Consider the following 13318-nt stretch of genomic DNA (forward strand, 5'->3'; position numbering starts at 1 on the left):
GATGAGAAAAGGACCGCTAGAGGATGATTTGCAATATATCGCAAAATATCCGTTACAGTATGAGCAGCTGAAGGAAACCACTGTTCTGGTAACTGGGGCAACTGGGCTTATCGGAGCTTCAATAGTAAGAGCACTTATAGCAGTAGAAGGTATTCATATTATTGCATTAGTGAGAAATATTGAAAAAGCAAATAAATTATATAGTAGACATGAGTTGGACAATATTGAGCTTATTGTTGGTGATATCACATTTCCTATTAATGTTAATAAAAAAGTTGACTGGATCTTTCATTGTGCTGCTGTAACAACATCTAAATTAATGATTGAAAAACCAGTAGAGACATTATCTACAGCAATAGAAGGTACAAAAAATATTTTAGAACTTGCTTGTAAAAATGAATGTAAATCAATGGTATATATTTCATCAATGGAAATGTATGGAACATTTAATAATTCTGATACAGAGATAACAGAAGATAAGATTGGTTACATTAATCCATTGAAAGTACGTAGTAATTATCCTGAAAGTAAGCGGTTATGCGAAAATATGTGTGTTGCATATATGAGAGAATACGGAGTTAAAGTCAAGATTGCTAGGTTAGCACAAACGTTTGGCGCAGGAATTTTGCCAGGGGAGAATCGTGTATTTGCTCAATTTGCTAAAAGCGTAATTTCAGGAAGAGATATAGTATTGCATACGAGAGGATTATCGGAAGGAAATTATTGTTATACTCGAGATTGTGTTTTAGGATTATTTATAATTTTACTTTACGGAGAAAATGGTGAAGCATATAATGTGGCAAATCCAAAATCACATACTACAATTGCAGAAATGGCGCATATGGTTGCGGATAAAATTTCAAATGGGAAAATTAAAGTAATATACGATATTCCTAAAGATAATGTATTTGGTTATGCAGAAGATACGAAAATGAAGTTAAATTCTGATAAATTACAAGCTTTAGGGTGGACACCAGAAATAGGCTTAGAGGATGCATATAAGAGAATGATTGAACAGATGAAGATTGAGGAAATATAGAGTAAGTACGAAAATCTTATAAGTAAGAGAGTAGAAAAAATAAATGAAAAAGAAATCAATAAAACTAAATTTTGTTATGAATATAATTCTGACAATGTCTTCTTTCATTTTTCCATTGATAACTTTTCCGTATGTATCAAGAGTTTTATTGCCAGTTGGAACAGGAAAAGTGTCGATGGCAACATCTGTTATTACATATTTTTCTATGTTTGCTCAATTAGGTATTCCTACATATGGAATTCGGGCGTGTGCAAAAGTTAGGGATAATCGTGAGAAACTTTCCAAGGTGGCACAGGAACTTTTGATCATTAATATAATCATGAGTATGATTTCTTATATGGTATTGATTATATTGTTGTTTTATGTACCTAAATTTAGATGTGAAAAAGAATTGTATGTAATATTGAGTTTTAACATTATTTTGACATCTATCGGCATGGAATGGTTATATAAAGCCTTGGAACAGTATACTTATATCACAGTACGATCAGTTATTTTCAAATTTATCGCACTGATTTTTATGTTCTTTCTCGTACATAAACAGACGGATTATGTTATTTATGGTGGAATAACAATTTTTGCAGCTTCTGCATCGAATATTTTAAATTTGATTAATGCACATAAATTTATAAATCTGAAGCCTGTTGGAAATTACAATTTTAGACGACATCTAAAACCAGTATTGATATTCTTTGCTATGTCATGTGCAACAACAATATATACAAATCTTGATACGGTAATGTTGGGATTTATGACAACAGATACAGATGTGGGATATTATAATGCAGCAGTAAAAATTAAAGTAATCCTTGTGAGTGTTGTAACATCATTAGGGACAGTATTGTTGCCTAGAGCATCTTATTATATACAAAGAGGAGAATTGAAAGAGTTTCATAGAATTACAAGAAAGGCATTGAATTTTGTCTTTTTAATGGCAACACCTTTGTTTGTATATTTTATTTATTTTGCAAAAGAAGGGATTTTCTTTTTGTCAGGTAATAATTATGTTGGCTCTATTATACCCATGCAGGTGATTATGCCAACTCTTTTATTAATTGGTATTACAAATATACTTGGAATTCAGATACTTGTACCAACAGGACGAGAGAAAATTGTATTATATTCTGAGATTGTTGGTGCTGTCGTGGATGTCATTATCAATGCACTATTGATCCCGGTTTATGCGTCAACGGGAGCTGCAATAGGTACATTGGTTGCTGAGTTTGCAGTTTTTGTTGTCCAGTTTTATGCGCTAAAAGATGAAATTTTGAATACTTTTCGACAGATACATTATATAAAAATATTAATTGCATTGTCTGTCGGTAGTATTGTATCTTTGTGGGTGAAAATATTAAATTTAGAATGTTTTTTTTCATTAGTAATATCATCACTTCTTTTTTTTGGTGCATATGGATTTGTATTACTGATTTTGAAAGAAGAACTGTTTCTTGAAATTTTTAATACAATAAAAAATAAAATAATATAATATCTGTTGCATTAAATGATGAAAGGGAGAGATTAAATAAAAAGAATGGAAAATGTAAACAAAAACAACATATATCGGCAAGAAGATAAGGATATATTAAGAATTATATTGGTAGCTTTGGTAGTTATAGGTCACGGGACATATTATAATATAACTACAAAATTTGGAGGCATTAATTACGGAACTATGATGTCAGATGCGTCTATATCTGATACAATGTTTCATAAAATTACAAGCATTTTAACAAATTTTATTTATACATTTCATATGCCAGCATTTATAGCGCTATCTGGAAGTCTTTTTTCATTGAAAAAGAATATTAATACCAGGGGAACTATTATAAAAAAGACAAAAAGGTTACTGGTTCCATTTATTGCTGTATGGATTTTCTGGAATTTACCTGTTAAATATTTTTCGGGTTATTACCATGGTGTTAGTATAAAGGGAATGCTATTGCAGTTGATTTTTCCTTCATGTGTATATTTATGGTATTTAGAATGTTTGTTTTTTGTGTTTGTCATTGCAAGTTTTGTTTGTAAATTAGAAACAAAAAAGCAAATAGTTATAGTTAGCTTTTGTTGGTGCATAGGAGTAATCTTATATAAAGGATTGGATCAATATCACGTTTTGGGAGATCCTTTATATTATCTTTTATGGTTTTATCTGGGATATAGATTGGAAAATATGATTGAGTGGTTGAAAAAACATAATATTTGGAAAGATTCATCGATATTATGTTTGTTTGGGCTGGTATGTTTATCTTTTATTGTCGATAAAATAGTAAAGATTCATTTTTTCCATTTTTTGAGTTCGTATATTGTATGTCCATTTTTTATGTTGATAGTTTTAAACTATATAGTAAGGCATATAAAAATAAATGGTAGAGCAATAAAGTCATTGAGTGACTATGGAATGGGAATATATTTGTATGCAGAACCATTAAATTATTTATTTTTATTTTGGTTTTATCGTTTTTGTGGAATTGAATTTTTTGGTTCAGAGTTCGGGGCAGCAATAATATATTTTTCAAGAATTGTTATAACACCAATAATAGCAATAGGTATTACATGGATATTAAAAAAATTTAATTTGAAATATTTATATTAATAAGGCAGATAGAAAGTTAAAGATGTAACTAAAGAAATTGATAACAGGGAGAAATTAAAATGATGTACAATTATTTAGTAGTAGGTTCCGGCTTATACGGAGCAATCTTCGCGCACGAAGCAAAAAAATCAGGAAAGACAGTTCTTGTAGTAGACAAGCGACCGAATATTGCTGGAAATGTTTACACAGAGAAAACAGAAGGTATTAACGTACATAAATATGGAGCACATATTTTCCATACTAACAACAAGAAAGTATGGAATTATATCACTCAGTTTGCAGAGTTCAACAGGTTTACAAACAGCCCGGTCGCTAATTATAAAGGGGAACTTTACAGTCTTCCTTTTAATATGTATACATTTAATAAAATGTGGGGTGTGGTAACACCGGAGGAAGCTGCAGCGAAGATTGAGGAGCAGAGAAAAGAAGCTGGAATTACAGAACCAAAGAATCTGGAAGAGCAGGCAATTTCACTGGTCGGACGTGACATTTATGAAAAGTTGATCAAGGGTTATACCGAGAAACAGTGGGGACGTGACTGTAAGGATCTTCCTTCGTTTATTATTAAACGTCTGCCGGTTCGTCTGACATTTGATAATAACTATTTTAATGCTTTGTATCAGGGTATCCCAGTTGGAGGTTACACGAAGATGGTAGCAAATCTTCTGGAAGGTATTGAGGTTCGTTTGAGTACAGATTATCTGGAAAACAAAGATGAATTAGATGCGATGGCTGAAAAAGTAGTTTACACAGGTCCGATCGATGCATATTTTGATTATAAGCTTGGTACACTGGAATATCGTTCCGTGCGTTTTGAAACAGAAACTCTGGATAAACCGAATTTCCAGGGAAATGCAGCTGTGAATTATACGGATCGGGAAACTCCATGGACGCGTATCATTGAGCATAAATGGTTTGAATTTGGTAAGGATGAGGAAGGTAACGATCTTCCTAAGACAGTGATCAGCCGAGAATTCAGTTCTGAGTGGAAGCCGGGGGATGAGCCGTATTATCCTGTTAACGATGAAAAGAATGGAGCTCTTTACGCAGAGTATAAAAAGCTGGCAGAAGCTGAGACAAATGTGATTTTTGGCGGACGTCTTGGTGAATATAAATATTATGACATGGATCAGGTTATTGCGGCTGCATTAGACCGCTGTGAAAAAGAATTGCATTAAGATCAGGAAATGAGGGGAAATTAAATGCAAACAACATTACTTATCATGGCTGCTGGTATCGGTTCCCGTTTTGGCGGTGGTATCAAACAGCTGGAGCCGGTTGATGAACAGGGCCATATCATCATGGATTATTCGATTCATGACGCAATCGAAGCAGGTTTTAACAAGGTGGTTTTTATTATCCGAAAGGATATTGAAAATGAATTTAAGGATGTGATCGGGAATCGGATCGAGGCGGTCTGCAAGGCGCATTCTGTTACTGTGGAGTATGTTTTCCAGGATATCAACGATATTCCGGGAGAACTTCCGGAAGGCCGTACGAAGCCTTGGGGTACCGGACAGGCGGTTCTGGCTGCAAAGGATGTTTTGACAACGCCTTTTGTTGTGATCAATGCAGATGATTATTATGGAAAAGAAGGATTCCGTGAGATTCATGATTATCTTGTAAAAGGAGGCCAGTCCTGCATGGCTGGTTTTGTGTTGAAGAATACGTTGTCTGATAATGGTGGTGTGACACGTGGTATCTGCAAAATGGATGAGTATAATAATCTGACGGAGATTGTGGAGACTTCCAATATTGTAAAGAATGCAGAAGGTGCCGAGGCGGACGGCGTAAAGCTGGATACAGAATCACTTGTTTCTATGAATATGTGGGGATTGGCACCGGAGTTCCTGAAAACGCTGGAAAGTGGTTTTCAATATTTTTTTGAAAAAGTGGTCCCGGAGAATCTTATAAAGGAGGAATTTTTGATTCCAACATTTATTGGAGAACTTCTGGCAGAAGGAAGGATATCCGTAAAGGTTCTTCGTACCAATGATACTTGGTATGGTATGACTTATAAAGAGGATGTTGCTGCAGTGAAGGATAGTTTCAGAGAGATGTTGGAAAAAGGAATTTACAGAGAAGAGCTTTTTGCTGATTTATAAGAGTTTTTTTGTATAAAAGCGAGGCCGTCAGTAAATGGGGATAATGTTACTATTATTTTATATAGAAGGCATATAAGAATATAGAATCATTTGCAAATGGCCCCAATATATAAAGAAATAAAGGAACATTGTGATGAATATATCGGTGATGAATTCGAAGGATAATTGGAATATATTTAGCAAAAATCGTAATGCAATTTATGGTGTGGCGATAATTTCAATTATGATATTTCATTTTTTTGAAGATATAGCAAATTCAAATTTATCCGGAGGGGGATTGGGATTTTTAGGCAAGTTGTATAACACATTCATTGGTAGTGTTGGAGTTGAGTTCTTTGTTTTTCTGTCCGGCGTTGGATTATATTTTTCGATGTCAAAAGATTCCAATATTTTGCATTTTTTTCAGAAGAGAATAAAGAGAATTTTGCCAGTTTATCTTATGGTTGCTATTCCATATTGGATTGTGATTGATCTTATTATCATGCAAAAAGGTGTCAAGATGTTTGCATTTGATTTTGGCTTTGTTACATTTTTTACACAAGGGACAAGAACCTTTTGGTATGTGTTATTTATTGTTTTTGCATATTTAATTTATCCATTTGTTTATAAGATATTGCATGTAAAGTGGTCAGATTGGGGGCAACTGTTAATTCTTCTTATTATAGCTTTAGTTATTCAATTTTTACCGAGAATTGTAGATCCTGTATTGAATTTAAATATAGAAATTCTATTGGGAAGATTTCTTGTTTTTTTCATAGGGTGTTGGTGTGGAAAAAAAGTTTACCAGAATGCTTGTATTAATAATATAGATAAAATGGGAATTTTATTTGGAGTAATGATAATGCTGTGCGGCTTTTTACCGGTAACCAAAATAGTTGTGTCAAAACTAGGATTTAGGATTTTGATGTGTTTTTGGGGGATTTTTTTGCTGTATTGTATTGCTGTAAGTATGCGAAAGATGCCTAAAAGAATTGTAAAGATATTGGAGCAGTTTGGAAAAATATCTTATGAATTATATTTGACTCATGTTGCAATTAGAGCACTTATGAATGTTATAGGGATAAAGACATTTTATTTTCAAAATTATGTTTTTTGTATTTTGATAAGTTTGTTTTTGACATACACAATTGTAAAATTACAAAAAAAGCTGATTTAGGGTAATAGATAACAATCGGCTTCTGCCTTGGTCAGAAGAATAGCAAAATGCTCAGATCCTCTGTAAAGGATCTGAGCATTTTCAATACGAACTATTTCTTCTGTAATTTCAGCACGTCCTCAAGAGAAAGGCCTGAAAATCTGGATATGTCTTCAGGGGAGAATCTTGGATCCTGAAGCATACGCTGTGCTGTCAGCATAGCTTGTTCCTGATGGCCTTCGGCACGCGCATCATCGCACATTTCCTGAACAGCCTGACACATATTAACCCTCCCTTCTGTTTCTGTGAAACGTAAATTGATACCGGTTATGGAGTCGATGACCCGGGCTGCTTTGAGCTCGAGTGAGCGGAAGCCGGGGGTCTGTGAGGTAAGCTCCTGGAGCTTCCGTTTATCTTTGGAATATTTGATGAAGAGCATGACTTCTTTGAGATTGCTCTGGAGTTTGTCAAGTTCTTCATCCTTTATCTCGGCAGGTGAGAAGAGATTGATCCGGTAATCCGGGACCATGGAAAGAATTTCGGGGTCCTGGACAGAGAGCATTTCGTGGAGGCTCCTGGGAGCGTTCCAGGTGTCGGAACCGAAGTACACGACCGTGGTTATGACTGGGATGAGCCGGTCATCCTTGTAGAAGCCGGTGAGATATTCTCCGGATGTGGAAGGCCATTGTTTCGCTTCTCTGTGGGATCTGGCGGAATTTTCTACCTGCCCTGCGTATTCTAATGCATCATAGACCATGTTCTTGACCGGCATTGCGAAGTGAGGTTCCGACTGGTTCTCAATCCCCAGGAGAAGATAGATCCTTGAATCGTCGTGCATAACATTAAGAGATTTGAATTCGTCCCGGAATTTCTGGACAGGAACTTCTGAAATGCCGGATCCGTAGGGGACAGCGAGAGCTGTGGTATCCAGTGGATGAAGCGTGTCAGGGTCTATGACGTTTTTTCCTTTGTACAGCATATGGTTGAACACATCCGCAAAAACGCGGTTGTCAGCCATGTAATCTTTGGTGATGGTATCCTTTGTACCTATAGGTTTCACCATCTTCGATCTGTTTATGTGATCAGAGTAGTTTATTATCTGATCCAGTTACAGGGTATCATACATTTTGGTGTTTGAGAAGCGGATATCTGATATTTTATCATTTTTGCAGCTTGCGGAGATCTGTTTGACAACATTCTTATATAAGATTTACCGGGATTTTACAGTGGCTTCTTGCCAGCTACCCTTTTTCGGTGTTAAAATAACAGCATCAATGAAAGAACAGGGAGAATGAAATCAATGTACGATTATCTTATCGTAGGTGCCGGTCTTTACGGTGCGGTTTTTGCACAGGAGGCGAAGCGTGCCGGGAAGTCAGTGCTTGTGATCGACAAGCGTCCGCATATTGCGGGAAATGTATATACAGAGAAGGTGGAAGGAATCAACGTGCATAAATACGGTGCACATATTTTCCATACCAATAATAAGAAGGTCTGGGATTATATCACCCGGTTTGCCACCTTCAATCGTTTTACCAACAGTCCGGTTGCCAATTATCACGGGGAGCTGTACAGTCTTCCGTTTAATATGTATACCTTTAACAGAATGTGGGGCGTGGTGACTCCGGAGGAGGCTGCGGCAAAGATCGAGGAGCAGCGGCAGGCAGCAGGGATCACAGAACCTTCGAATCTGGAGGAACAGGCTATCAGCCTTGTAGGTACGGATATTTATGAGAAGCTGATCAAGGGCTATACGGAGAAGCAGTGGGGACGTCCATGTACGGAGCTTCCTGCTTTTATCATCAAGAGGCTTCCGGTGCGTCTGACTTTTGACAATAACTATTTCAATGCGCTGTACCAGGGAATCCCGGTGGGTGGTTATACGAAGATGGTTGCCAATCTGCTGGACGGTATCGAGGTACGGCTGAATGAGGATTATCTGGAGAAAAAAGAGCAGTACGATGCAATGGCGGAGAAGGTGATCTACACAGGTGCCATCGACGCGTATTTTGACTATAAGCTGGGAACTCTGGAGTATCGTTCCGTGCGTTTTGAGAACGAGACACTGGATAAACCTAATTTCCAGGGAAATGCAGCAGTGAATTATACGGATGTGGAGACTCCATGGACTCGTATCATAGAGCATAAATGGTTTGAGTTCGGAAAGGATGAGGAGGGTAATGATCTTCCGAAAACGGTGATCAGCCGGGAATACAGTTCCGAGTGGAAGCCTGGAGATGAGCCGTATTATCCGGTCAATGATGAGAAGAACGGAGCGCTTTACGGACAGTATAGGGAGCTTGCAGAGAAGGAACCGAAGGTGATCTTCGGCGGCCGTCTTGGCGAATATAAATATTATGACATGGATGCGGTGATCGCTTCTGCGCTGGATATGTGTGAGCGGGAGCTTGCATAAAAAAGATACTGGATATAACTAATGATAAGATCCTCTTATATTTCGGAGTCAAGGCAAAAGAGAAATATAAGGGGATTTTATGCATAGAATGGCAGTGAGATTTTTTGAGGGAGGAAAGAGCAATGAAAAGGTGCAAAGGTGTGCTTCTGGCAGGAATGCTGGTGCTGAGTATGAGTGTTCCGGTGTATGCGGACAAGTCGGTTGTGGTGAAGGTGGAAGCTCCGGCAGATACCACAGATTATTATATGACGGTGGATTCCGGTGGAGTTGGTGTGGATATCTATCCGTCCACCGACGGAAAAGGTGAAAAGCTCAATGATAAGACGGTAAGGGATGGTACTGTCCTGCATATCGAAGGGGAGACAGAGAAGAATGGTGAGACCTGGGGATATACAAAGTATAATGGCAGATACGGTTATGTGCCGCTGGAGGAGCTGCGGCCCTCAAAGGATGCGGAGCTGGCGAAGGCTGGAATCGCAGGGGGCACGGAGAAAGAGACTTCTGCAGTGAATCAGGGAGACGCATCCGATACGCAGGATTCCGCAGCCGGCGAAGGACAGGGAACGTCTGCAGGGACGGCCAGCACAGGCAGTTCTCAGGCTCAGAATGACGAAGGACAGGGAACGTCTGCAGAGACGGACAATACAGGCAGCTCTCAGGCTCAGAATGGCGAAGGACAGGGAACATCTGCAGGGATGGCCAGCACAGATGAAGCTCAGGCTCAGAGAGGTGAGGTTCAGGGGCCACCTGCAGGGATGGCCAGCACAGGTAGTTCTCAGGCTCAGAGCGGCGAGATCCAGGGACCGCCTGCAGCGGATGGAACAACAGAAGGTGGGGAATCTGTGGATGAAGCTGTCACCAAGCCGGTCAATGGCACAGCTGCGACATCTTTTAAAGAAGAAAATTCCTGGTATAAAAGTCCGTTTATCTGGATCGGGATCGCAACAGTACTTGCAGTAATCGGAATTCTGGGTTATCATTTGAAGAAACGTTAACAGATAAACCAGATCAATATAAGAAAAGTGGAGAATTTTGTGAAGAGATTACAGCTTGTCAGGAAGAAATTACTGCCGCTTCTTCTGTGTGTGGCAGTTGCGGGCAGCCAGATTCCGGTCATGGCAGCCGATGTGGAAGGTTTCAGTGATTCTGCGGAAGGATTCAATGAAGAATGGTCAGAAGATACACAGACGCAGTCAGCGGAAGCAGAGGATACGACGGAGACTGCAGAAGGGAATACCACAGGGAATACCGGTATCCCGGATGAACAGACCGAGGATATTGCAGAGGCAGCCGACGGGGATACCGAGGATGTAGCTTTGCAGAGCTCCGAGGAGGATACAGAGACTCCCGAAACATCAGAAGGATTGTCTTCTGATTCCCAGGAGGATACCTTTGGCGACGGTGAGGAGAGCTTCGGGGATGCCTCAGACAGTGGTGAGTCCGGCATCGAATATATCAAGGGCCGTCCGCTTACGGAGGAAGAGGAGCAGGAACAGCTGGCACCCTTTGATAATCTGACCTCTTATTCCACCGCCGTGGAGATCGGAAATGATGTGGATGAGGTACCGATGGGAAGAGCTGCGGCCTATCCGCCCTATTATAATGCAGCGGATCAGGGATATGTCACTTCCGTAAAGAATCAGGAGCCCTACGGTATGTGCTGGGCATTTGGAATGGCCTCTCTTCTGGAAACTTCGTTTCTGACCCAGGGCCTTGGAACTTATGATCTGTCGGAAGAGCATCTGGCGTATTTTTTTGCAAACAGAAAGAATGACCCGCTTGGAAATACCTACGGGGATGTCAATAAGCATATGGGGACAGATGATAAAGGAAACGCAGATTATCATGAGGGCGGAAATGATCTTCTGGCTTCCATGTTTCTGAGCACCTGGTCCGGAATGACAACAGAAGGGGATGTGCCTCTGGCTACAGATTCCACGCATACACAGAAAACCGGTGTGACTCCGGCGGCATCCAAGGCGTATAATGCAGCTGCTTATCTGAAAAATGCCTATTTTTCCGATTATTCCGTAAATGCCATGAAGAAGCTTCTGGTTGCAAATAATTCAGTTACTGTGATGTATAATGCACAGAATGCCTATTACAATGCAAGTACAGCGGCCTATTCCTATCCTACCAGCACCAAGAACGTGAATCATGTAGTTACAGTGGTGGGGTGGGATGACAATTATTCTGCGAAGAATTTCCGGGCATCTTCCAAGGTAAAGGGAGACGGAGCCTGGATCGTTAAGAACAGCTGGGGTACAGGCTGGGGAAAATCCGGATATTTTTATATGTCCTATGAGGATAAGTCTGTCAGTGAGCTGGTTGCGGCTACGGTTGTCAATACACCGAAATATAGCAACAATTATTTTTATGACGGAACGTCAGGGCTTGGCTCCATCCGCATGTATGCGGGAGAACAGCTGTCCACGGTTTTTCGTGCCAGTGCAGGAAACGGAAAAGCGGAATCGCTTGGTGAGGTGACTCTTAGCTCCATGTCTGCCAATAATTCCTATACTGTGCAGGTATACACAAATCTGAAGGATGCCAGTGATCCTACCAGTGGAACACCGGCATATTCCACACCGGTTTGCTGCAGTCAGCCGATGGCTGGGGTTATGACCTTTCAGATCCCGGAGGTCCTGCTCAGCCAGAACAGTCTGTATTCTATTGTGGTGACAAATGCAGGAAGCACATATATAAAATACTGTGTGGAGGCAGAGGTCAGTTATGGCTGGTGCAGCTTTTCTCCGTCTATCGTATCCGGTCAGAGCTTTCTGCGATATAACGCGGAGGATACCTGGATGGATGCGGTTGAATTTAATCCATCGGTAACGCCGAGGATCAAGGCGCATACCAGGACTCTGAGCAGTGCGGCCAGGATGCAGCTTTCTTCCTCTGAGATAAGTCTGTATTCCGGAGATCAGAAAACACTGAATGCTTCGGCTACCAGATCCGAGATGGATGCTTCCGGCATTGTCTGGGAAAGCTCAGATACCAGTGTGGCTGCTGTAAATGGAAGCGGCGTTGTTACTGCAAAAAATCCGGGAACAGCAACCATAACCTGCTACGGAAAAAATGCCAGGGGAATCCGAGCTACCTGTAAGGTTACGGTGAAGCTTCGTCAGACCACAGGTGTAAAACTGGTTTCCAAGGCATTTAACAGGATACGGATCTCCTGGAAAGCAGTTCCCGGCTGCAATCGTTATGCTATCTATCGCTGGGATGAAAGCGGAAATTCAAAAAAAATGGCAACCGTGACAGCAGATGTAGTGACCTGGCAGGATACTGCAGTGAAAACAGGAAGCACTTATACGTATCGGATCCGGGCTTCTTATGTACTTTCCGGAAAGAAGACTGTTTATGGAGCCGTATCTTCGCCGTTCTCAGCAAAAGCGGAGCTGGGAAAGGCCCGTGCAGTGGCTGAAGCTGTCAGCGGACCATGTAACAGGGTATCCTGGAAGAAGGTTTCCGGAGCCAGTGGATATTATATCTACCGGAAGCTCCAGGGAAAAAGCTGGGTTCGGATCGGAACCGTGAACAACAAAGTATTATCCTGGCAGGATACGGAGATTGAAGGAATCACCTCCTACGCTTATGCTGTAAGGCCTTATAAGAATGTAGACGGGAAAAAAGTTTTCGGAGGATATCAGGCAAGCAGCTATATCCTGTCCTATCCGGAACTTCAGAAGATATCCAGTGTCAGGAAGACCTCCAGGGGGCTGAAGATCTGCTGGAAAGCGCAGAAGAAAGCAGATTGCTATCAGATCTACCGTAAGACCGGAAAGGGTTCATGGAAAAAGATCAGTACAGTTTCCGGAGGCAGCAGCTCCTCCTTTGAGGATAAGACCGCAAAAAAGGGAACAACGTATTACTATGCGGTGCGTGCAGGGATAAAAACCTCCGGTGGAAAAGTACTCTGCGGAGGATATGCCGCAAAAGCAGCAAAGAGATAAAAGTGTTAAAATATAAAACGCCCGGATCTGGCTTGAAACATTCCAGATCCGGGCGTTTTATGTTTTGGTTG

General features: G+C 40.4%; 10 protein-coding genes. 9 read left to right on the forward strand and 1 reads right to left on the reverse strand.

What is annotated here, in order from left to right; translation table 11 throughout:
• The first annotated feature begins 1 nt into the window (after window position 1).
• The 6 genes from ABCM67_RS05745 to ABCM67_RS05770 all read left to right on the forward strand — a co-directional run bounded on the left by ABCM67_RS05745 (window position 2) and on the right by ABCM67_RS05770 (window position 6893).
• A complete protein-coding gene (locus ABCM67_RS05745) occupies window positions 2–1039 on the forward strand; it encodes an NAD-dependent epimerase/dehydratase family protein (RefSeq protein ID WP_118368689.1) in 1038 nt (345 codons plus the stop codon).
• A 43-nt stretch (window positions 1040–1082) separates the two neighbouring features.
• A complete protein-coding gene (locus tag ABCM67_RS05750; RefSeq protein WP_147602910.1) occupies window positions 1083–2525 on the forward strand; it encodes a flippase in 1443 nt (480 codons plus the stop codon).
• A 45-nt stretch (window positions 2526–2570) separates the two neighbouring features.
• Window positions 2571–3632, forward strand: a complete 1062-nt coding sequence (locus ABCM67_RS05755; protein ID WP_118368691.1) for an acyltransferase — start codon at window positions 2571–2573, stop codon at window positions 3630–3632.
• A gap of 62 nt (window positions 3633–3694) precedes the next feature.
• Window positions 3695–4810, forward strand: a complete 1116-nt coding sequence (gene glf / locus ABCM67_RS05760; RefSeq protein WP_334297696.1) for a UDP-galactopyranose mutase — start codon at window positions 3695–3697, stop codon at window positions 4808–4810.
• Window positions 4811–4834: 24 nt separating this feature from the next.
• Entirely contained in the window at window positions 4835–5737 is a 903-nt protein-coding gene (locus tag ABCM67_RS05765; protein ID WP_118368693.1) for a sugar phosphate nucleotidyltransferase, read from the forward strand.
• 133 nt (window positions 5738–5870) lie between these two features.
• Window positions 5871–6893, forward strand: coding sequence for an acyltransferase (locus tag ABCM67_RS05770; RefSeq protein ID WP_147602911.1), 1023 nt, complete (start codon window positions 5871–5873; stop codon window positions 6891–6893).
• A gap of 91 nt (window positions 6894–6984) precedes the next feature.
• On the opposite strand, the gene ABCM67_RS05775 is transcribed toward ABCM67_RS05770, so the two are convergent.
• The gene (locus tag ABCM67_RS05775) at window positions 6985–7935 is read right to left on the reverse strand and encodes an Rpn family recombination-promoting nuclease/putative transposase (protein WP_202031289.1); all 951 of its coding nucleotides are present in this window, start codon (window positions 7933–7935) and stop codon (window positions 6985–6987) included.
• A gap of 237 nt (window positions 7936–8172) precedes the next feature.
• On the opposite strand from ABCM67_RS05775, the gene glf (ABCM67_RS05780) reads away from it, so the two are divergent.
• The 3 genes from glf (ABCM67_RS05780) (at window position 8173) to ABCM67_RS05790 (ending at window position 13247) form a co-directional block, all read left to right on the forward strand.
• Window positions 8173–9288, forward strand: coding sequence for a UDP-galactopyranose mutase (gene glf, locus ABCM67_RS05780; protein ID WP_110102878.1), 1116 nt, complete (start codon window positions 8173–8175; stop codon window positions 9286–9288).
• 122 nt (window positions 9289–9410) lie between these two features.
• On the forward strand, window positions 9411–10283 hold the full coding sequence (locus tag ABCM67_RS05785; protein WP_342992608.1) for a hypothetical protein: 873 nt from the start codon (window positions 9411–9413) through the stop codon (window positions 10281–10283).
• 39 nt (window positions 10284–10322) lie between these two features.
• Window positions 10323–13247 (forward strand): C1 family peptidase, encoded by a 2925-nt coding sequence (locus ABCM67_RS05790; protein ID WP_147602914.1) that lies wholly within the window; start codon window positions 10323–10325, stop codon window positions 13245–13247.
• Window positions 13248–13318: the final 71 nt, after the last annotated feature.

Source organism: Blautia sp. 2227st1_G12_2227SCRN_220401, assembly GCF_039062885.1.
Taxonomy (GTDB): Bacteria; Bacillota; Clostridia; order Lachnospirales; family Lachnospiraceae; genus Blautia_A; species Blautia_A fusiformis.

What these genes read in the sequence shown, in the direction of transcription:
- ABCM67_RS05770 (WP_147602911.1), top strand. Translation starts at nt 5,871, where the DNA reads ATGAATATATCGGTGATGAATTCGAAGGATAATTGGAATATATTTAGC.
- ABCM67_RS05775 (WP_202031289.1), bottom strand. Translation starts at nt 7,935, where the DNA reads ATGGTGAAACCTATAGGTACAAAGGATACCATCACCAAAGATTACATG.
- ABCM67_RS05745 (WP_118368689.1), top strand. Translation starts at nt 2, where the DNA reads ATGAGAAAAGGACCGCTAGAGGATGATTTGCAATATATCGCAAAATAT.
- ABCM67_RS05750 (WP_147602910.1), top strand. Translation starts at nt 1,083, where the DNA reads ATGAAAAAGAAATCAATAAAACTAAATTTTGTTATGAATATAATTCTG.
- glf (WP_110102878.1), top strand. Translation starts at nt 8,173, where the DNA reads ATGTACGATTATCTTATCGTAGGTGCCGGTCTTTACGGTGCGGTTTTT.
- glf (WP_334297696.1), top strand. Translation starts at nt 3,695, where the DNA reads ATGTACAATTATTTAGTAGTAGGTTCCGGCTTATACGGAGCAATCTTC.
- ABCM67_RS05785 (WP_342992608.1), top strand. Translation starts at nt 9,411, where the DNA reads ATGAAAAGGTGCAAAGGTGTGCTTCTGGCAGGAATGCTGGTGCTGAGT.
- ABCM67_RS05755 (WP_118368691.1), top strand. Translation starts at nt 2,571, where the DNA reads ATGGAAAATGTAAACAAAAACAACATATATCGGCAAGAAGATAAGGAT.
- ABCM67_RS05765 (WP_118368693.1), top strand. Translation starts at nt 4,835, where the DNA reads ATGCAAACAACATTACTTATCATGGCTGCTGGTATCGGTTCCCGTTTT.